The sequence below is a fragment of the Streptomyces sp. NPDC059166 genome (assembly GCF_042755185.1).
In the GTDB taxonomy this organism is placed as follows: Bacteria; Actinomycetota; Actinomycetes; order Streptomycetales; family Streptomycetaceae; genus Streptomyces.
The window spans coordinates 56,535-76,656 of the sequence record NZ_JBHZCI010000015.1; the positions used below are offsets into that span (position 1 = coordinate 56,535).

At 71.0% G+C, this 20,122-nt stretch carries 16 protein-coding genes; 10 read left to right on the top strand and 6 right to left on the bottom strand.

Annotated elements, in window-relative coordinates; all coding sequences use genetic code 11:
* The first annotated feature begins 12 nt into the window (after positions 1-12).
* Positions 13-1,407: a GH1 family beta-glucosidase gene (locus ACFXOA_RS13750; RefSeq protein ID WP_385026478.1), complete on the top strand. Its 1,395-nt coding sequence runs from the start codon at positions 13-15 to the stop codon at positions 1,405-1,407.
* Between the two features lie 13 nt (positions 1,408-1,420).
* On the opposite strand, the gene ACFXOA_RS13755 is transcribed toward ACFXOA_RS13750, so the two are convergent.
* Complete coding sequence (locus ACFXOA_RS13755) at positions 1,421-2,380, bottom strand: GNAT family N-acetyltransferase (RefSeq protein ID WP_385026481.1); 960 nt, start codon at positions 2,378-2,380, stop codon at positions 1,421-1,423.
* Between the two features lie 148 nt (positions 2,381-2,528).
* Between ACFXOA_RS13755 and ACFXOA_RS13760 the strand changes: the two genes are divergently transcribed.
* Positions 2,529-3,095 (top strand): FHA domain-containing protein, encoded by a 567-nt coding sequence (locus tag ACFXOA_RS13760; protein ID WP_385026485.1) that lies wholly within the window; start codon positions 2,529-2,531, stop codon positions 3,093-3,095.
* Between the two features lie 156 nt (positions 3,096-3,251).
* Here ACFXOA_RS13760 and ACFXOA_RS13765 read toward each other — a convergent pair whose 3' ends face one another.
* Positions 3,252-5,141 carry an RICIN domain-containing protein gene (locus ACFXOA_RS13765; protein WP_385026488.1) on the bottom strand — a complete coding sequence of 630 codons (1,890 nt, stop codon included), beginning with the start codon at positions 5,139-5,141 and terminating at the stop codon, positions 3,252-3,254.
* 422 nt (positions 5,142-5,563) lie between these two features.
* Here ACFXOA_RS13765 and ACFXOA_RS13770 point away from each other — a divergent pair, with 422 nt between their 5' ends.
* Positions 5,564-6,133, top strand: a complete 570-nt coding sequence (locus ACFXOA_RS13770) for a TetR/AcrR family transcriptional regulator (protein ID WP_385026729.1) — start codon at positions 5,564-5,566, stop codon at positions 6,131-6,133.
* An 8-nt stretch (positions 6,134-6,141) separates the two neighbouring features.
* Here ACFXOA_RS13770 and treY read toward each other — a convergent pair whose 3' ends face one another.
* Positions 6,142-8,538 carry a malto-oligosyltrehalose synthase gene (gene treY / locus ACFXOA_RS13775; protein ID WP_385026491.1) on the bottom strand — a complete coding sequence of 799 codons (2,397 nt, stop codon included), beginning with the start codon at positions 8,536-8,538 and terminating at the stop codon, positions 6,142-6,144.
* 97 nt (positions 8,539-8,635) lie between these two features.
* Positions 8,636-10,789, bottom strand: coding sequence for a glycogen debranching protein GlgX (gene glgX / locus ACFXOA_RS13780; protein WP_385026494.1), 2,154 nt, complete (start codon positions 10,787-10,789; stop codon positions 8,636-8,638).
* 379 nt (positions 10,790-11,168) lie between these two features.
* Between glgX and ACFXOA_RS13785 the strand changes: the two genes are divergently transcribed.
* Complete coding sequence (locus ACFXOA_RS13785; RefSeq protein ID WP_385026497.1) at positions 11,169-12,401, top strand: SAV2148 family HEPN domain-containing protein; 1,233 nt, start codon at positions 11,169-11,171, stop codon at positions 12,399-12,401.
* A 77-nt stretch (positions 12,402-12,478) separates the two neighbouring features.
* Complete coding sequence (locus ACFXOA_RS13790) at positions 12,479-13,213, top strand: 3'-5' exonuclease (protein ID WP_385026500.1); 735 nt, start codon at positions 12,479-12,481, stop codon at positions 13,211-13,213.
* An 18-nt stretch (positions 13,214-13,231) separates the two neighbouring features.
* On the opposite strand, the gene ACFXOA_RS13795 is transcribed toward ACFXOA_RS13790, so the two are convergent.
* On the bottom strand, positions 13,232-13,591 hold the full coding sequence (locus ACFXOA_RS13795; RefSeq protein ID WP_385026503.1) for a DUF4333 domain-containing protein: 360 nt from the start codon (positions 13,589-13,591) through the stop codon (positions 13,232-13,234).
* Between the two features lie 399 nt (positions 13,592-13,990).
* On the opposite strand from ACFXOA_RS13795, the gene ACFXOA_RS13800 reads away from it, so the two are divergent.
* Both ACFXOA_RS13800 and ACFXOA_RS13805 read left to right on the top strand, forming a co-directional pair.
* Positions 13,991-14,614 (top strand): ArsR/SmtB family transcription factor, encoded by a 624-nt coding sequence (locus ACFXOA_RS13800; RefSeq protein WP_385026506.1) that lies wholly within the window; start codon positions 13,991-13,993, stop codon positions 14,612-14,614.
* The gene (locus ACFXOA_RS13805; protein ID WP_385026509.1) at positions 14,611-15,930 is read left to right on the top strand and encodes an MFS transporter; all 1,320 of its coding nucleotides are present in this window, start codon (positions 14,611-14,613) and stop codon (positions 15,928-15,930) included. The genes ACFXOA_RS13800 and ACFXOA_RS13805 overlap by 4 nt, the downstream gene beginning before the upstream one ends.
* 64 nt (positions 15,931-15,994) lie before the next feature.
* On the opposite strand, the gene ACFXOA_RS13810 is transcribed toward ACFXOA_RS13805, so the two are convergent.
* Positions 15,995-16,858, bottom strand: a complete 864-nt coding sequence (locus ACFXOA_RS13810) for a phosphotransferase enzyme family protein (RefSeq protein WP_385026512.1) — start codon at positions 16,856-16,858, stop codon at positions 15,995-15,997.
* A gap of 108 nt (positions 16,859-16,966) precedes the next feature.
* On the opposite strand from ACFXOA_RS13810, the gene ACFXOA_RS13815 reads away from it, so the two are divergent.
* The 3 genes from ACFXOA_RS13815 to ACFXOA_RS13825 are packed head-to-tail and all read left to right on the top strand — an operon-like array spanning position 16,967 to position 20,084.
* Positions 16,967-17,944: a carbohydrate ABC transporter permease gene (locus tag ACFXOA_RS13815; RefSeq protein WP_385026515.1), complete on the top strand. Its 978-nt coding sequence runs from the start codon at positions 16,967-16,969 to the stop codon at positions 17,942-17,944.
* Positions 17,941-18,780, top strand: coding sequence for a carbohydrate ABC transporter permease (locus ACFXOA_RS13820; protein ID WP_385026518.1), 840 nt, complete (start codon positions 17,941-17,943; stop codon positions 18,778-18,780). The genes ACFXOA_RS13815 and ACFXOA_RS13820 overlap by 4 nt, the downstream gene beginning before the upstream one ends.
* Complete coding sequence (locus ACFXOA_RS13825; protein WP_385026521.1) at positions 18,780-20,084, top strand: ABC transporter substrate-binding protein; 1,305 nt, start codon at positions 18,780-18,782, stop codon at positions 20,082-20,084. Before ACFXOA_RS13820 ends, ACFXOA_RS13825 begins: the two co-directional genes overlap by 1 nt.
* Positions 20,085-20,122: the final 38 nt, after the last annotated feature.

Here is a 20,122-nt window from a genome sequence, read left to right on the forward strand (position 1 = left end):
CTGGAGGCCGAGATGACCGTGCCGCCCTTCCCGCCCGGCTTCCTCTGGGGCGCTTCCGCCTCCGCTTTCCAGACCGAAGGCGCCTTCGACGCGGACGGCAAAGGGCCCTCCGGCTGGGACGCCTTCGCCGCGCAACCCGGCAGGATCAAGGACGGTACGGACACCACGCGCGGCACCGGCTTCCACGAGCGCTACCGCGAGGACGTCGCGCTGCTCGCCGGACTCGGTGCCGACGCCTTCCGCTTCTCCGTCAGCTGGCCCCGGGTGGTGCCCGGCGGCAGCGGCGCCCTCAACCCGGCGGGACTCGACTTCTACGACCGGCTCGTCGACGAGATCTGCTCCCACGGCATCACCCCGGCCCCCACGCTCTACCACTGGGACACCCCGCTCCCGCTGGACGAGGCGGGCGGCTGGCTCAACAGGGACACCGCCTACCGCTTCGCCGAGTACGCGGGCATCGTCGCCGAACGCCTCGCCGACCGGGTCCCCATGTGGATCACCATCAACGAACCGGCCGAGGTCACGATGCTCGGCTACGCGCTCGGTGAGCACGCCCCGGGCCGCGCCCTCCTCTTCGACGCCCTGCCCGCCGCCCACCACCAGCTCCTGGCCCACGGGCTCGCCGTACGGGCGCTGCGCGCCGCCGGCGCCGGCAACATCGGCCTGGCGCTCTCCCACTCACCGGTGTGGACGGCCGGGGACACCGAGGAGGACCGGGCCGGCGCGGAGATCTACGACACCCTGACCAACTGGCTCTTCGCCGACCCCGTCCTCACCGGCCGTTACCCCGACGAAGGCTTCGCCGCACTGATGCCGGGGCCCGTCGAGGACGACCTCAAGGTCATCTCCGCGCCGCTCGACTGGTACGGCGTCAACTACTACAACCCGACTCTCGTCGGGGCGCCCAGGCCCGAGGCTCTCGAATCCTTCTCCGGCTACCCGATGCCCCCGGGGCTCCCCTTCGGCATCCGGGAGATCGAGGGCTACGACACCACCGACTTCGGCTGGCCCGTCGTCCCGCAGGGACTGGCCGAGACCCTCGGCCAGTTGCGTGACCGCTTCGGCGACCGGCTGCCGCCGGTCTACATCACGGAGAACGGCTGCGCCGTCGACGAGCCCGTCGCGGACGGCCGCCGCATCGCGTTCCTGGAGGGCCACCTGGAGGCGCTCCGCACAGCCATCGACGCGGGCGTCGACGTACGCGGCTACTTCACCTGGTCGCTCACGGACAACGTGGAGTGGACCGAGGGCGCCAGCAAGCGGTTCGGTCTGGTCCACATCGACTACGAGACCCTGCGGCGGACCCCGAAGGACTCCTACGCCTGGTACCGCGAGCTGATCCGGGCCCAGCGCACGGGCGGCGCGGACGGGCAGGTGCGCGCGCCGGGAGGCCGGCCCCCCGGTTGAGCGGCCCAGTGGCTCAGGCCCCGTCCCAGACCATGTTGAACGCGCGCTCGAAGTTCACGTAGCCGAGCCGCGCGAAGGACCGGGCCATCGGGGTGTTGCCGAGATCGGTCGCCGCCCGGATCCGGTCGACGCCCTGGGCCGCCAGGACCCGGGTGCCCTCGGCCAGGATGTCGTCGATGTAGCCGTGGCCGCGGTGTCCGGGCAGGACCCCGATGTACGAGATCATCGGGTGGTAGTTGTTCCGGGCGGGGATGACGAAGCCCACCGGGGAGCCGTCGGGAAGCTCGGCGATCCGCCACCACTCCCGGGGGGTGGCCAGAGGTGCGAAGTCCTCGTCGTAGTGCTTCTCCGCCGCCTCACGGGCGCTCAGACCCGAGGCCAGGTCCTGCTGCCCATGGGCGTCCAGCGTGCCCTCCATCACCGGCGTCATCAGGGCGAGCAGATCCTCCCGGCCCGACACGGGGCGGAACACGAGCCGTCCGGCGTCCGGCGGGACGGGCGTCCCCTCGCGCCACTCCAGGCGCAGACGCTCGACGAGCATCCTGGCGCCGCTCGCCTCCATCACCCGCACCCGCGTCTCCACCGCGTCGCGAACCGCAGGGTCCTCCCGCCAGTCCGGCGGGACGAACCGTCCGTACTCCGGCCTGGGCGATCCGGCCGGGATCACGGCCGCGTCCGCCGTCTCCAGCAACTCCCTGCCGACCGCCTCCCGTTCCGCCACCGGAAGCGAGTCGTCCAGGTCGAAGAAGTCCAGGGCCTGGGGCCCGGAACCGGGCTGTCCCGTCCACCAGGAGATCCTGCCCAGGACACGGTCGCCGCGCAGTGCCACCCACATCCATTCGGGGCGGCGCCGGCCCGTGCCGAGGTCGTCGGCGAGCTCATGGTCGAGTACGTAGGTCAGGCGGCGGAACAGGGGGAGTTCGCCGGGACCGGAGAGCGGACGTACGGTCGTTGCGGTCGGTGCGAAGGTCATCGGGCTCCTCAGGTGTGTCTGCGACGCGCGACACTAACAACGAGCCGTGCTCCGGGCACGGCAATTCTCGTACTGCTCCGCAGGTCAGGAGGCCGGAAATCCGGCATTGTCTGGACACCCCGGCCGCCGCCCCCCGACAATCGGTGACGTGACGTCCTCCTTCGAGCACCACACGCAGCCCGCGCGGCTCTCCGACGCCGAGCGCGACCGTGTCCTCGGTGTGCTCAGGGACGGCGCCGCGCAGGGGAAGCTCTCGCACGACACCTTTCTGCGCCGCATGGAACTCGCCCTGGCCGCACGGCGTTCCGAGGAGCTGAAGGCGCTGACCTCCGACCTGGAGTCCGGCGGCCGGTGGTCCCGGGGGCTGTTCCGCGCGGTGGGCGAGGTGTCCGCCTTCCCGGCGCGCGTCCGCAGGGCCTGGCTGTCCGAAAGGCTGCCGAAGCTGATGCTGCCGATTCCCGGCCCGCACCCGCTCAGGATCGGCCGTGACCCGGGCAACGGCCTGCGGCTCAGCCACGAGACGGTGTCCCGGATGCACGCCGAACTGACCGCACACGGGAGCCGGTGGATCCTGCGTGACCTCGGCTCGACGAACGGGACGTGTGTCAACGGGCAGCGGGTCGTCGGGTCGGTCGTGGTCGGCGACGGCGACCAGGTGAGCTTCGGCCGGGTCGCCTTCCGGCTCACCGCCTCCCTCCCCGTCCCCCCGGCCTGAAGCGGTCGGGGCCAGGTACGCCGCTCCCACGTCCGGTGGTCCGGGCCATGCCCGGACCACCGGCGCCGGCGTTGCGACACCGGCCCTCACGGTCGGGTGAACCGTGGTCCTGTCGCCTCACGCGACGTCAGGGCGTACCGCTCCGCGTGCCCGTCCTCAGCCGGTCAGCGTGAACGTCTGTGACGCGGAGCCGCCGCACGGCTGCTGCGAGAGCCGAGCGCCGTTCGCGGTGGAGGAGTCGTTTACCGTGAGGCACTTGCCGCTGTGACGGGCGACGAAGCGGTACTGCCCACCGGCGCCGACGGCCTCGGGCCTCCACTGCTGGTTCGTCCCGCCCACGTACGACCAGAGGTGCACCCTGGTGCCGTTCCCGGTCGCGCCGGCTCCGCCGTCGACGTCCCAGACCTTGCCGTTGTGCCGGTTGACGACCTGGTAGTTGCCGCCGTCGGTGGGGCGGAACTGCCAGTTCTGGTTGGCGCCGGTGCCGCACGCCCACTGCTGGAGCGCGGTGCCGTCGCCGGTGCCCCAGTCCGCCGCGTCCAGGCACGCGCCGCTGCCCGCGTTCTTCACCCGGTACCAGGCGGCGGGATCGATGGGTCCGGAGGGCTGCTGGGTCCCGGTGCCGTCCCACACGAAGGTGGCGACCGCTCCGGCGGGCAGGGTGTAGGCGAGTGATCTGCCGTCGTCCGTCAGGGAGAACCGCTGGGAGGAGCCGGCGGTGTTGACCACGTAGGCCGCGCGGCTGCCGTCCGGGTTCTGGAAGGCCACGTTCTGCACCCCGCCACCGCCCTGGCTGGTCGATCCGATACGGGTCGCTCCGGCCTTGACGAACTTGGTGAGCTGGCCGAGGACGTAGTACTCGGCGTTGCGGCTGACCGTACCGCCGGCGATCTCCACCACCCCGTTGCACCGGGTTCCGCAACCGCCCTGGTGGGGGCCGCCGTTCTGGTCGAGGGCCAGGTTCCAGTTGACGACGGTCTCCCCGCCGTTGCGCATGTTCTGCACGACCAGGTTCTCCGCGTGCCACCGCAGTGTGTCGGCGAAGGTCGAGGCGGGATCGGCGCTCTCAGTGCCGGAGCACTCGGTGAAGAAGACACGCTTGCCCGCGTTCACCACCTGCTGCTGGGCCGAAGGAGACCCTCCGTAGCAGTGGAAGGCCGCGCCGATCACCCGGCTGATGCCCTGGGTCCCGCCGAAGACCTCGACCGGGTAGTTCGGATGGTCCCAGTTGTGGTCGTAGGCCAGCAGGTTGGTGGGCAGACCGGCCGCCGTGAGGGTGCGGTCGAGAACCTTGAAGAACTCCGCCTGCTGCCCCGATGTCATCGTCATCGAGGGGTAACTCGCGGCGAACTCGGGCTCGTTCTGCGCGGTGAGATCGGTCAGACCGATGCCCTCCTGCGCGTACGCCCGGATGGCCTTGACGAGGTAGTCGGCGTAGTCCTGGTAGTTCTCGGTCCTCAGGCTGCCGCCGATGAGCGAGTTGTTCGTCTTCATCCAGGCGGGCGGCGACCAGGGGGAGCCCATGAACCTGATCGCGGGGTTGACCGCCGTGGCCTGCTTGAGGACCGGGATGATCTCGCTGCGGTCGCGGGCGACGGAGAAGGAGCCGCGGGTGTCCTCGTAACTGTGGAATCCACTGGCGGCGTTGAAGTCGGAGTCACCCAGCGGCTGGCGGAGGTAGTTGAGACCGATGCCGTCGGTGGGGGAGAAGAGCGATCTCATGAGCTCGTCGCGCCTGGCCTGGGTCAGCCCCTGGATCAGGTGGGCGGAGGCTCCGGTCACCGACGCCCCCGCGCCGGTGAACCTCTGGCCCTTGCTGCCGGCGTCGATGCGTATGTCCACGGGCTGGGGCGTTGCGGTGAAGGGGACGCTGCCGTCGGCGGCGAGCCTCCTGCTGCCGTCCGGGGTGGTGATCCATACCTGCGCCGCCGGGTCGGCGGCCTGCGCGGTGCCCGCGCCTGTCGGTACGAGGGCGGCGAGGGCCAGGGTGAGGGCGGCGGCTGCGGTTCTCGTCCGCCCGCGGCGGGCGGGGCTGGGTGCTGACATGGTGCGGCTCCTTCGGTCGTACCTGTGCGGGTGGTCCGCCGGAGTCACGGGAGAGCCGTCGTTCGGCGGCGCGCGGACCGGCGGTCTGCCTGAAGGGGTGGGGCGCACGGGACCTGTGGTCCGACGGTCTCGCGTCGAGCCGGTGCCCCCGTTCCTCCCCTGACGGGCAAGTGCGGCCATCGGCAGGGGAGTTCGAGGACGCCGATATGAAAGCACACTCGCTGAGTGGTTAGTAAGTGATCTGGGTCACATTGCTGTCGGGTGGGGGAGCGTGTCCCTCCGGACCAGCCCTGACCCACCTGGCGCCGCTGGACAGCGCTTAGGCTGCGCGGGTGAGCAACCCTTCAGCACGCACACCCGGTCAGAAGGCCCGCCCCCGCACCCCACGCAGTGCGGAGGCCAAGGAGAAGCAGCGGCGCATCCTGCACATCGCGATGGACACCTTCGGCGCCCGCGGCTACAACAACGCCTCGCTCGCCGAGATCGCGGAGCAGGCGGGCCTCACCCAGGCGGGGGTCCTGCACTACTTCCGCTCCAAGGCGCTGCTGCTCACCAGCGTCCTGGAGCTCCGTGACCAGACGGACATCGAGCAGCTGGGCACCGACCGCCCGCAGGGCCTGGAATTCCTGCGCCACCTGGTGGACACCGCGCTGCGCAACGCCGAACGGGAGGGCATCGTCCGGCTGTACGCGGTGCTCTCGGCGGAGTCCGTCACCGAGCGCCATCCCGCCCAGGACTACTTCCGCGACCGCTACACCGGGCTGCGCGCCTTCGTCGCCGATGCCCTGCGCGAGGCCTGCGACCTCCCCCCGGAACGCGCGAAGGAGGCCGAGACGGCGGCCAACGCCGTCATCGCCGTCATGGACGGCCTCCAGGTGCAGTGGCTCCTGTCCCCGGAAGCCGTGGACATGGCGGCCTCCACCGAACTCGTGGTCAGCTCGCTGCTGGCCACGCTCGCGCCCCGCACCTACGGCACCGCTGCGGGGCGCTGAGCCGGCCGTCACCTGCCGGGCGCGGACCCCGCCCGGACCAGGAGCGCCACCGGGCGGTCCGCGAAGAGCTCCGCCACGGCGACCGCCGATCCGGTGAACTTCCTTCCCGGAGACAGGAGATCGGTCCAGGGACCGTCGTCCGGGAGCCCCAGTTCGGTGTCCCGCCAGCCACCCTCCTCGTCGAGCCTCATCGACAGACGGGTCACGGCGGTGACCACCTCGCCCGACCGGGCGAACGCCAGACAGTGCGCCGCCGCCGCGCCACGCGCGGCCAGGGGTGCGTAGGTACCCGACTCACCGAACACCTCCGGACGGTCGCGGCGCAGCCGCAGCGCCGCGGCCGTCAGCGCCGCCTTCTCGTCGTCGTCCCCCGGCGGCCTGGCGAAGGGACGCCGGTTGTCCGGGTCGACCAGTGCGATGAACTCCCGCTCGGTGCCCTGGTACAGATCGGGGACCCCCGGCATCGTGAGGTGTACGAGCGCGGCGCCCAGCACATTGGCCCGGACGAAGGGGGCGAGCGTCTTGGCGAAGCCGGTCAGCATCGCCCGCGCCTCACCCGTGTCGCTGCCCGGACCTGCCGCCACGAAGCCGGTCACCGCCCTCTCGTACACCGGGTCGGGTTCGGTCCAGCTGGTGAACAGCCCCGCCTCACGAACCGACTTCAGCAGCGCGGGCTCCAGCCGCTCCGCCAGCTCGCCGGCCGGCAGGCCCGCGCAGCCGTACGCCGACTGCCAGGCCTGCCAGGCGAGCTGCGGGTCCGGAGCCGGCACGGACACCACCCCGGTCAGCTGGGCCACCAGCGACGACCAGCGTTCGGGGCACTCGGACAGGAGCGCGATCCGCGCCCGCACGTCCCCGCTGCGTTTGGTGTCGTGGGTCGTCAGCACCGTGCCGGTGGCCGGCCAGTCCCGGGCGAGGCGGGCGCAGAAGGCGTGGAACTCCTCGGGGCTCACCGCCGGCCGCCCCGGGTCGCCGCCCACCTCCGTCGCCGAGATCAGTGGGACGTACCGGTAGAAGGCCGTGTCCTCCACCGACTTGGCGTGCAGGGCGGACGCGGTCTGGGCGAACCGGGCGCAGAACGCCGAGTGCTCCGGCCCGTCGCCCAGGCGCCCCAGGGCGAGGTCCCGCACCACGTCGACGGCCTCGGCCTCCTGGGGCACCGAGAACACCGCCTTCGCGTCCCGGACGGCCTCCGAGGGCAGTGCCGACTCGGCGATCTCCGAGAGCGGACCGCCCGCCGTGACGTACGGCCGGTAGACCGGCACCCGTACCAGCAGCTCGCGTACCGCCGTGTGCAACGCCCACGGGGCATGGTCGTGCAGGGCGGGGTCCCCCGCGCACACCTCGGTCGCCAGCCGCGTCAGCCACTCCGTCTCGGCGGCCAGCTCGTGGGTGACGACCCGGTAGGCCGCGCGGCGCACCGTCGCGGTCCAGTAGCCGCCCCGGTCCCCCGGGGGGCCCGCGAAGTCGCGGTACCGGTCGAGCAGATCGGCCGCGCCCACCGGGTCGGTGAACAGACCGTCGATCCGGTGCAGCGCGTCGTAGCCGGTGGTCCCCGCGACCGCCCAGTCGGCGGGCAGCACCTCGGGACCGGTGAGGATCTTCTCCACCACCGTCCACCTCCCTTCCGTGGCCTCGCCCAGCCGGGCGAGGTACGCGCCCGGGTCCGCCAGCCCGTCCGGGTGGTCGATGCGCAGCCCGTCGACCACCCCGTCACGCACCAGCTCGAGGATCTTGCCGTGCGTGCCGGCGAACACCTCGGGGTGCTCCACCCGGACGGCGATCAGATCGGAGATGGTGAAGAAGCGGCGGTAGTTCAGCTCCGTCCTGGCCAGCCGCCACCACGCGAGCCGGTAGTGCTGGGCGGCGAGGAGTTCCGGCATCGGCAGGTCCGCGGTGCCGTCCCGCAGGGGGAACTCCAGGTCCCCGTGGCGGAGCACCGGCGTGCCGTCGTCACGGGTGCCCGCCTCGAAGGCGGCGCTCTCCTCGCCGGCGCGACCGGCGAGGACGGGCAGCAGCACCTTCCCGCCTCCCGCCTCCCAGTCGATGTCGAACCAGCGGGCGTAAGGGGATGCGGGGCCCTCGCGCAGGACCTCCCACAACGGGTGGTTCCAGCGGGGGGCGGCGGCCATGTGGTTCGGGACGATGTCCAGGACCAGTCCGAGACCGTGGGCGTGCGCCGTACGGGCCAGCGACCGCAGGCCCTCCTCGCCCCCGAACTCGGCGCGCACCGTGTGGTGGTCGACGACGTCGTAGCCGTGCCCGGACCCGGGGACGGCCTCCAGTACGGGGGACAGGTGCAGATGGGAGACGCCGATCTCGGCGAGATACGGCACGGCGTCCGCGGCGGCGGCGAACGGGAAGTCCGGCTGCAGCTGCAGCCGGTACGTGGCGGTGGGCGTCATGGACTCGTACGTACCCAGCCGGGCGGCTCTCTCCCACCTACCGCACCACCGGGTACCGGCCGACGCCTGCCCGGCCGGTACCCGTCACCCCATCGGCCTACGCCGGACGCTTGAGCACCGTCAGACTGCGTCCGATCAGCGTCACCCGCTCGCCCGCGGACACCTTGGGCCCCGCGCCGGGAGGAACACCGTCCGGGATCGCCGTGTCCACGACCACCTGCCACTGCTTGCCGTGATTCATGGGAACGGTGAATTCCAGATTCTCGGCGGCTGCGTTGAACATCAGCAGGAAGGAGTCGTCGGCGATCCGCTCGCCGCGCGGGCCGGGCTCCGAGATGGCGTGACCGTTGAGGAAGACCGTCATCGCCTTGGCGTGCGCGGCCTGCCAGTCCCGCTGGGTCATCTCCTCGCCCCGGGGGGTGAACCAGGCGATGTCCGACAGCTCGTCGTGCGTGCCCTCCACCGGGCGCCCGTGGAAGAAGCGCCGGCGCCGGAAGACCGGATGGTCCCGCCGGAGCCAGACCATCGCCCGGGTGAACTCCAGCAGGCTCGTGTCCGTGCCGGCGCCCTCCTCGCCCTCCTCGGCGTGCGTGGCGGCGGCCGGATCCGGCCAGTGCACCCAGGACAGCTCGTTGTCCTGGCAGTAGCCGTTGTTGTTGCCCCGCTGGGTACGGGCGAACTCGTCGCCGTGGCTCAGCATGGGCACGCCCTGGGAGAGCATCAGCGTGGCGATGAAGTTGCGCATCTGACGGCTGCGCAGCTCCAGGATCTCCTTGTCGTCGGTCTCGCCCTCCGCCCCGCAGTTCCACGAGCGGTTGTGGCTCTCGCCGTCCCGGTTGCCCTCGCCGTTGGCGTCGTTGCGCTTCTCGTTGTACGAGACCAGGTCGTGCAGGGTGAAACCGTCGTGACAGGTGGTGAAGTTGATCGAGGCCAGCGGGCGCCGCCCGTCGTCCTGGTAGAGGTCGGACGACCCCGTCAGGCGCCCGGCGAACTCGGCGAGTGTCCGCGGCTCACCCCGCCACAGATCGCGCACGGTGTCCCGGTACTTGCCGTTCCACTCGGTCCACAGCGGCGGGAAGTTCCCCACCTGGTAGCCGCCCTCGCCCACGTCCCAGGGCTCCGCGATCAGCTTCACCTGGCTGACCACCGGATCCTGCTGCACCAGGTCGAAGAAGGACGACAGCCGGTCGACCTCGTGGAACTGCCGGGCCAGGGTCGCCGCCAGATCGAAGCGGAAGCCGTCCACATGCATCTCGGTCACCCAGTACCGCAGCGAGTCCATGATCAGCTGCAGCACGTGCGGGGACCGCATCAGCAGGGAGTTCCCCGTGCCGGTCGTGTCCATGTAGTACTTCGGATCATCGGACAGCCGGTAGTAAGAGGCGTTGTCCAGCCCCCGGAAGGAGAGCGTCGGACCCAGGTGGTTGCCCTCGGCGGTGTGGTTGTACACCACGTCGAGGATCACCTCGATGCCCGCCTGGTGCAGTGCCTTCACCGCCTGCTTGAACTCCAGCACCTGCTCACCGCGGTCGCCCCAGGAGGCGTACGCGTTGTGCGGGGCGAAGAAGCCGATGGTGTTGTAGCCCCAGTAGTTGGCGAGGCCGGCGTCGGCGAGACGGTGGTCCTGGACGAACTGGTGCACCGGCATGAGCTCGATCGCCGTGACACCCAGCTCCGTCAGATGGGCGATGATCTCCGGGTGCGCGAGCCCCGCGTAGGTGCCGCGCAGTTCCTCGGGCAGGCCCGGGTGGAGCATCGTCAGGCCCTTCACATGGGCCTCGTAGATCACCGTACGGTGGTAGTCCGTACGCGGGCGGCGGTCGTCGCCCCAGTCGAAGTACGGATTGACGACGACGGAGCTCATCATGTGGGGAGCCGAGTCGAGGTCGTTGCGCTCGTCCGGTTTGCCGAAGGGATAGCCGTAGACGGCCTCACCCCACTCGATCTGCCCCGAGATCGCACGTGCGTACGGGTCGAGGAGGAGCTTCGCCGAATTGCAGCGCTGCCCGTTCCGGGGTTCGTACGGTCCGTGCACCCGGAAGCCGTAGCGCTGCCCCGGCATCACCCCGGGCAGATAGGCGTGACGGACGAAGGCGTCGGTCTCGCGGAGCTCCACCGCCGTTTCTGAACCGTCGTCGTGCAGGAGGCACAACTCGATTCGGTCGGCGGCCTCCGAGAAGACCGCGAAGTTGGTTCCGGCGCCGTCGTAGGTGGCGCCGAGGGGATACGCGTGTCCCGGCCAGACCTGCATAGATAGGACTCTTCCACTTCTGATCCGGGTGCTGGGCCTTTTCGACCCGATACTCCCCGAAAGACGGTCCACTACCTAGTACGTCGACCGGTGCGGCCGGGTCCCGTCGTGCGATCCCGCCGAGCCGGTCAACCTGGGACACCTCGGTGTCGCCCGGACAGGGGGTCCGGACCGCCGGGCAGCTCCTCCGTCCCGTGTGCGGCATGCCAGGGGGTGCGCAATCGCTATGAACCATCTCACTCCACCCGATCTCACCGCAAGGAACGGTCATGTCACGCAGGGGAGTTGGGTGAGGAGCCTGTGCATCCTGCTGCACCGGCTCCCGCTGCCGGAGTACCCTTCCTTGATCGTTGGTGGGGGAGTGGAAGGCGGTACGCGGGTGAGCTCGGGAGGGTTCGAGCTGCCCCCAGGTGACACAGGTCACGAGGGGGAGTCCACCGATGCTCCACCAGGCGCGGTCTCCCTCGCGCAGCCCATGGAGATCGGTGCTGAGCTGGACTGGGGAGCGGACGCGTGGGACGAGGTGCGCACACGGGCCCAGCGCGCCGGGCGGGCGTACATCTGGCTGAACCTGGTGGAGCAGCGGCTGCGCGCCGTCGTCTCCGCCGTGATCCGGCCGATCTACGAACCGGTGCACGGGGAGGACTGGGTGGTGGCCGCCGCGGGTCCCGCCGGCCAGGAGTGGGTGCAGCGTGCGGTGGCCGTCCGGGAGGTGTCCCGCCGCAAGGGCTACCTGCTCGACCCGGCCGACGACAACGTCCTCAGCTTCCTGACGCTGCCGCAGCTGCGCGAGCTGATGGTCCAGCACTGGCCCTGCTTCGAACCGTACTTCGACGACCGGCGCGAGGTGGAGCTGGCGCTGGACGAGCTGGAGGTCGCCCGTAACGTCGTCTCCCGCAACCGCGCCCTGAACGAGGCCGTCCTCGCCCAGGCCGAACGCGCCTCCGCGCGGCTGATGGAGATCCTCGGCGGCGGAGCCGCGGTGCCGTCCGCCGACCGGCTGCCCGTGGACGCGGTGGAGGAACTCGTCGGCGACCGCTACGCCGACGTGGTCTCCGTCCACCCCGACCGTGTGCGGCTCCAGCGCCAGCTCCCCGCCGAGGACCTGTTCGGCGGGGCGCGCCGGCTGGACGCCATCGGCATAGGGCTCAACCTCCTGACCCAGAACTTCTCCGGACGCAGGCTGGTCCGCCTCGCGGAGTCGGGCTGCCGGGTACGGCTCCTGTTCATCAACCCGGCGAGCAGCGCGGTCAAGCGCCGGGAGCGCGAACTGGGGCTCAAGAAGGGTGAACTGAGCCGCTCGGTGGAGATGAACATCCTCCACATGCGCCGGGTCCGCTCCAAGCTGCGCGACCCGGGGGCCTTCCAGATCCACGTCTTCGACGAGACCCCGCGGTTCACCGCCTACCTGGTGGACGGCGACGGGTCCGACGCGGTCGGTGTCGTCCAGCCCTACCTGCGGCGTGCGCGCGGCATGGAGGCGCCGGTGCTGGTGCTGCGAGGAGGGGGGCGTGCGGTGGTCAGGGCCGGGCAGGACAGTGAGCACGGCCTCTTCGAGACGTACCGCGAGGAGTTCGAGTCGGTCTGGACGGACTCACGGCCCGTCTCCTGACACCTTCTCCCCGGCTGTCAGTGGTGCGTGCGAAGGTGGTCGGGACTTGGGGGAAGCACCACAGGAGGAGATGCGGGATGAGCTGGATGAGCGGGCCGCTGACGGCGTTCGACCTGGAGACCACGGGCACGGACGTGGAGACCGACCGGATCGTGACGGCGGCCGTCGTCCGGCTGGAGGCGGACGGTTCCGTCTCCAGGGAGCGCACCTGGCTGCTGGATCCCGGTGTGGCCATACCCGAACAGGCCTCTGCGATCCACGGCATCTCCACCCGGCGGGCCCGGGAACACGGCGCCCCGGCCGCGTCGGCGGTCGGCGAGATCGCCGGGGTCGTCGCCGAGGGCCTGCGAGCCGGGACTCCCCTGGTGGTGATGAACGCGCGCTACGACCTCTCGCTCCTCGACCGCGAGTGCCGGCGGTACGGCGTGGAGTCGGTCAGCGAGCGGCTGGGTGAAGCGCCCGCACCCGTGATCGACCCGCTGGTGATCGACAAGCACGTCGACAGGTACCGGAAGGGGAAGCGAGCGCTCCACGCCCTCTGCGCCCACTACGGGGTGACACTGGACGACGCGCACGACGCACGCGCGGACGCCGTGGCCGCGGCCCGGGTGGTACGGCGCATGGGGGCGGTGCACACGCTGGTCGGTGCGATGGAGCTGGTGGATCTGCACGGACTCCAGATCCGCGCGGCGGCCGAGCAGTCACGGTCCCTCCAGGCGTACCTGCGGCGCACGGCCGATCCGGAGGCGGTCGTGGAGCCCGCCTGGCCGCTCATCCCCCGGAAGCGGGAGCCCGCGGGCGGAACGGGCTGACCGGGCGCGCCAGGAAAGTCAGTTGGGAGCAGGCGTCGCCGTCTCGTCGGCCTTGATGTCGAAGTTGATCCGCTCCTCCTCGACCGAGGTGACGGTGACCGTCACGCCGAGGGTGCTGCCGTCCTTCGCCGTGAGTTCGCACCGGGTCGTGGTGCCGACCTTCCCGGTGAGGTCCTCGGGGCAGCTGATGTCGGGCTCGGGTTGTCCCGTCGTCCGGGCGAGCTTCTCGGAGACCGTGGTGGCCAGCTTCTCCGCCGAGAGCTTCGGCTCGGTCCTCCCGACGTGAACGGACGCCGAGCAGCCGGCGAGCAGCACGCCCGCGGCCACGGCCAGGGCCGAAATGCCGCACTTCGCCGCGGTCGAGCGGGGTATGGCCACGAGGGCTCCGTTCCGAACGGTCGAGGCTGATGCCGGTAGCTTACGGGGCCCCGTCCGCCCGACGGCTTCGCCGACCTGCTCGGGCAGCGCGGCATGGTGGGAGCCGCACCAGGACGTGAGCAACCGGCCTCCTGCCGCCTCGGCCGGGCGCCCCGGGGATCCGGCAGACCGGGACTTGGCGAGGTGGCCCTCGCAGCAGTCGCAGCATGCGGCCCGGCGCTATTCGCCTCGTCGTTGGGCGCCTCCGACCGGTCGGAGGCCGATGAGGCGGACTTGTTCGAGCCCTGACGGCTCGGCGCGCACGTCGTCGGCGTTCGGTGGGAGCCGCGGGGTTCGGCGGAGACTCAAGTCGGTTATAAGAGTTGACTCTCACAATATGTGAGAGCACACTCTCACGTCATGGATTCCGAGAATCGGCTGGGCGACATCGAGATCACCGATCCACAGGCGATGCGGGCGCTGGCGCACCCGGTCAGGCTGGCGATCCTCGACCGCCTCCAGAGGTACGGGCCCGCCACCGCCACCCGACTCGCGCCCCACGTGGGAGCGACTCCTTCCGTCACCAGCTGGCACCTCCGCCACCTGGCAGGCTTCGGGCTGGTCCGGGATTCCGAAGCCGGACCGGATCGCCGGGAACGGCGCTGGGAGGCGGTGTCGCGCGGCTACCGCTTCGTGGCGCCGGAGGACGCGGAAGGCAGGTCCGCCGCGCGGGCGCTGTCCATGGAGATGTTCGTGCGCTACGGCGATCTGCCCAGCAGATGGGCGGCGGAGACCGAACCGCGCCTCGACCCGGTGTGGCAGAGGGCTTCCGGCCTGGCCAACACACGCGTGGTCGTCTCGGCGGAGGAACTGGCCCTGATCGAGGACGGTATCGAGCAGGTGCTCGCTCCGTACGTGACACGCGACCCCGCCCAGCGCCCCGCCGGAAGCCGCGGTGTCCGCCTGCTGCGTTACGTCCTGCCGGAGGAGGGCGAGGGGCAGGGCACGGAAGACGGCGAGCTGGACGAAGCCCAGGAACGATGAGCGCTTCTCAGGCACCGCGTGCCGCATCCCTTCTGCACGACCGGGGATTCCGGCGCTTCTGGGCCGGCCATACGATCTCGCAGTTCGGCGACCGGATCAGCGAACTGGCTCTGCCGCTGGTCGCTGTCGCGGCGCTCGGCGCCTCGGCGAACCAGGTGGCGTGGCTGACCGCCCTCATCTGGACGCCGAACCTGCTCGCGATCCTTCTGGGAGCCTGGGTCGACCGCAGGATCCACAAGCGCCGTCTGATGATCTTCGCCGACCTGGCGCGTGCCGTGATACTGCTCAGCCTCCCCGTGGCCAGTCTCCTCAACGCGGTGACAATCGGTCAGCTCTACGCCGTGGCGTTGCTGACCGGCAGCGCGGCGGTGCTGTTCAACACCGCGTATCCGGCCTTCTTCGCCTCCCTGGTGCCCCGCTCGTCCTACGTCGAGGCGAACAGCAAGCTCAGCGTCGGCAGAGCGGCCTCACAGGTGGCGGGCCCGGCGGTCGGAGGAGGCCTCGTCCAGGTGCTTTCCGCGCCCGTCGCGGTCATCGCCGATGCCCTTTCCTACGTCGTGTCCGCGTTCATGGTGGGCAGAGTCCCGCTCGTCGATCCGCCCACTCGCGTGGTGGAGGCATCGGCTCCCTCCTCGCTGTTGCGGCGTGCCCGGGAGGGGATCGCCTTCGTCCTGCGGCACGAGATACTCCGTGCCGCACTCGGCTGCGTGGTGACGGTCAACTTCTTCACCTTCGTCGCCGGCAGCGGACTACTGGTCCTGTTCGCGGGGCGGAACCTGGGACTTTCCCCCGGAGCAACCGGCCTGGCCATGGGCATCGGCTCCACCGGAGCCCTGCTGGGCGCCGTCCTCGCCCCGAGGCTCTCGCGGCTCATCGGACTGGGGCGCAGCGTCGCCGTGGGGGCGGTGCTGTTCCCCGCGCCCATCGGACTCGTGGCGGGAGCAGGAGGTCCGCTCTGGGCTCGGGCCGGAGCACTGGCCGGCGCCGGACTCCTGTCCGGAGTCGGTGTGATGCTCTTCGACGTCAACCTCAACGCACTGCAGACCAGCGTGATCCCCGACGGGATGCGCAGTCGCGTGGCAGGCGCGTTCGGGACTGTCAACTACGGCGTACGCCCCATCGGAGCCGTTGTCGGCGGCTTGCTGGCCACCGCCTTCGGCCTACGGGCGACCCTTCTCATCGGCGCCCTGGGGGGTGCGCTGTCGGTGTTCTGGCTGCTTGCCTCGCCCATACCGCGTATCCGCACGCTGGTGTCGGACGGGCCGGGCGCCGAGGGCGCCGTTCCCGCCCCTGCCCCGGACGGGGTGGCCAAATAATGCGGTTGCCCGGAGGGGAGACCCGGCGGGACGCCGTCCGGTTCGGCAGCGGACGGCGGATGGTTCAGAAGGGGTACCAGCGGACCTCGGGGTCGTCCTCGCGCAGCGAGGTCACCCGGCGCCGGAACTCCGCCAGCGCCTTGGGGTTCGACGGTGCGTGCTGGGAGACCCAGGCGCAGCTCGCGGTCTCCCGGGCGCCGCGCAGCACGGCGCACCCCTCCCAGTCGCGCACGTCCCAGCCGTACGCCTCGGTGAAGGCGTCGTAGGACTCGGCGGGCAGGCCGTAGCGGTCCCGGGAGAGGGCGAGGACCACGAGGTCGTGCTCGCGCAGATCCGCTGAGAACGTCTCCAGGTCGACCAGGACGGGCCCGTCCGGGCCGACATGGACGTTGCGGGGCAGTGCGTCGCCGTGGACGGGGCCCGGCTTCAGGTGCGGGGCCAGTGCCGCCGCGGCCTTGGCGAAGCCGTCGCGCCGGCCCCGCAGGTAGTCGGCGTCCGCGGGGTCGATGGCGTCGCCGGCGAGCAGCAGCCAGCGCTCGACACCGCCGAGCAGCTCCCGGCGGGGCAGGGTGAAGTCATCCGGGAGCGGCAGGGAGTGGACCTGCCTGAGCAGCGGGGCCAGGTCGCGCGGTTCGGGCGGGCGCACCGCCTCCGGCAGCCGGTGCCACACGGTCACCGGGTGGCCTTCGACCAGTCGGGCCACGGGTTCGGCGGCCCGTACGGCGGGTACACCACAGGCGTCGAGCCACCGCGCCACCGCCACCTCGCGCTCGGCGCGCTCTCGTAGTTCAGGGTGGTGCGTGGCGTCGCGGCCGACCTTGACCACCAGGTCGCCGCCGAACACCGCGTTCTCGCCCAGCGCCAGGAGCTCCGCCCCGCCGGGCAGCCCGGCAGCGGTCAGTACCTCGCGCGCCCGCATCTCGTCCATGGCCCGATTTTCTCATCCTCGCAGGCCACCTTGACGAACACCCTGCCCGTCCGCACGATGACGGAGGCCGCCCAGGCAGCCATACGGGGATGAAGCACATTCAGATGGATGGAAGGGTATGAATTCGTGACAACAGCGACCGCGACGGCGCGGTCCGGGCGGCAGGGCCCCGAATCCGGGGGCAGGTCCTCCCGGGGCCGGAAGGACCGGATACGCGGACGGGACGGGGGCGCCTGGTTCCTGGTGCTGCCGGCGCTCATCCCGATCCTGATCCTCAGCGTCGGGCCGCTGCTGTACGGCATCGCGCTGGCCTTCACCGACGCGCAGTCCGGCCGTACCCGCTCCACCGGGTGGACCGGTCTCCTGAACTTCCAGGACCTGCTGCACGACGGTCTGTTCTGGGACTCCTTCCGGATCGGCCTGTTCTGGGCGGTCGGTGTCACCGTCCCCCAGTTCGTGCTCGCCCTCGGTCTGGCCCTGCTGCTCAACGCGAACCTGCGGATGCGCTGGCTCGCCCGCGCCCTCGCCATCATTCCCTGGGCCATGCCCGAGGTCGTCGTGGGCATCATGTGGCGGCTGGTCTACAACCCCGACGCCGGCATCCTCAACGAGACCGTGCGGGATCTCGGTCTCGGCGACGGCCGTGACTGGCTGACGGGCCTGGCCACCGCGTTGCCGGCCGTCATCGTGGTGGGGATCTGGGCGGGCATGCCGCAGACGGCGGTGGCGCTGCTCGCCGGGCTGCAGAACACCCCGCACGAACTGCACGAGGCCGCCGCCCTCGACGGAGCCGGCGCCTGGCGCCGCTTCCGCACGGTCACCTGGCCGGCGATCAGACCGGTCGCCCTCGCGATCAGCGCCCTCAACTTCATCTGGAATTTCAACTCCTTCGCCCTGGTCTACGTCCTGACCAGTGGCGGCCCGGGCGGCCGCACCCGGCTGCCCATGCTCTTCGCATACGAAGAGGCCTTCCGCTACGGGCAGTTCGGCTACGCCGCCGCGATGGGATGTGTGATGGTCGCCGTGATCTCCGTGCTGCTCGCCTTCTATCTCGTGGGCCGGCTCAGGGGAGGCGAGGACGCGTGAGCCTCCGGACCGGCACCACCGCGCGCGCCGGGCAGTACGCCGCGCTCCTGTGCTACCTGGCCTTTCTGGCCTTCCCCTTCCTCTGGCTGATCTCCACGGCCTTCAAGCCCGCCCGTGAGCTGGGCTCGCTGCACCCGACCTGGATCCCCGAGCACCCGACCCTGGACAACTTCCGTCAGGCGTTCGACGAGCAGCCGCTCCTCAGGGCGGCGGCGAACTCGCTCACCGCCGCGCTCTGCGCGGCCCTGATCGCCGTCGTCATCGCCACGCCCATGGCCTATGTGATGGCGCGCCACCGAGGGCGGCTGGCGACGGCCGCCACCGGGTGGGTCGTCGTCAGCCAGGCCTTCCCCTTCGTCCTGGTGATCATCCCGCTCTTCCTGGTCCTCAAGCACCTGCACCTGATCAACTCGCTGTGGGGTCTGATCCTGGTGTACGTCGTCTGGTCCCTTCCGTTCGCACTCTGGATGCTGGCCGGGTACGTCCGTGCCGTGCCGCCGGAACTCGAGGAGGCGGCAGCGGTCGACGGGGCGGGGAAGGGCCGGATCCTGGTCTCGGTCGTCGCGCCGCTGCTGGCCCCCGGAATCGTCGCCACCGCGCTCTTCGCCTTCATCACCGCGTGGAACGAGTTCTTCTTCGCGCTCGTCCTGCTCAAGACCCCGGAGAAGCAGACCTTGCCGGTCGTACTCACGCACTTCCTCGGCGCTGAAGGGGCGGCCGACCTCGGGCCGCTCGCCGCGGCCGCGTTCCTCGCCACGCTCCCGTCCCTCGTGCTCTTCGCCTTCATCCAGAAGCGCATCACGGGTGGCCTGACCGCCGGGGCGGTGAAGCACTGATGCGCCGTCGAGGACTTCCCGCGCTCGCCGTCGCGGTGACCACCGCACTCGCCCTCATGCTGGCCGGCTGCTCGGCGGACGGCGACAGCGGTGCGTCGGAGGACGGTGTGATCAGGCTCAGCTTCCAGTCGCTGGCCTGGCAGAAGGAGTCGGTGGACGCCAACAAGCAGCTGGTGCGCGAGTGGAACGCCGCGCATCCGGACATCCAGGTGGACTACGTCCAGGGCAGCTGGGACAACGTCCACGACCAGCTGCTCACCTCCTTCGAGGGCGGTGAGGCACCCGACATCATCCATGACGCCTCGGACGACCTGGCGGACTTCGCCTACGGCGGCTACCTCGCCGACCTGCGGAAGCTGCTGCCCGGCCGGCTCACCCGGGACATCCCCCGCAACTCCTGGCAGGCCACCACCTTCGGCGACGGGGTCTACGGCGTGCCCTTCCTGCAGGAGCCGAAGGTCCTCATCGCCAACACGAGGATCCTCGAGTCGTCGGGCGTGCGGATACCCACTCCGGAGCACCCCTGGAGCTGGCCCGAGTTCCGGCAGGTCACCGAGAAGCTGACGAAGAAGGGCACGTACGGGGTGGCCTGGCCCCTCAAGGAGCCGGTCTCCGTCACCCTCAACCTGGGGCTCTCGGCCGGCGGGAAGCTGTTCCACCGAGGCGACGACGGCAAGGTGACCGTCCGGTTCGGTGAGGGTGACCAGGTGATGCCCGGCACGGTCCGGGACCAGGTCAACACCGACGGGAGCGCGGCACGGCAGGCGCTCGGCATGGGGGGATCGGACGCACTCCCCGGTTTCTTCGGCGGCAGGTACGCGATGGTCCCGCTCGGCTTCTCCTACCGGCAACAGGTCGCCGAGCAGGCCCCGGAGGGCTTCGAGTGGACGGTGCTGCCCGCCCCGGCCGGGAGTGGCGGACTCGCCCAGGGGGTCAGCCCCCAGACCCTCTCGATCGCCCAGGACAGCCCTCACAAGGAAGAGGCGATGCGTTTCGTCGACTTCCTGCTCCGCCCGGCGAACATGGTGCGGCTGGCCCGCGGTGACTGGATGCTGCCCACCGGCACCGAGGCGCTGGCCGACCCGGCCCTGCGCACCGAGGAGAACGGCTGGGCCACCGGAACCGCACTGGCCCGGGCGCTGAAGCCCGCCCCCGCGCAGTCGGTGCGCGGCTACCCCGAGTGGAAGGACAAGGTCGCCACCCCGGCGCTCCAGGAGTACTACAGCGGAGCCATCGGCACGGAGGAGCTGAAGAGGCGCCTCGTGGAGGACGGGAACCGGGTGCTCGCCCGCTACCAGCGCTGACAGCGTGTCATGACGCCCCTCCGTGCCCGTGAGGAACG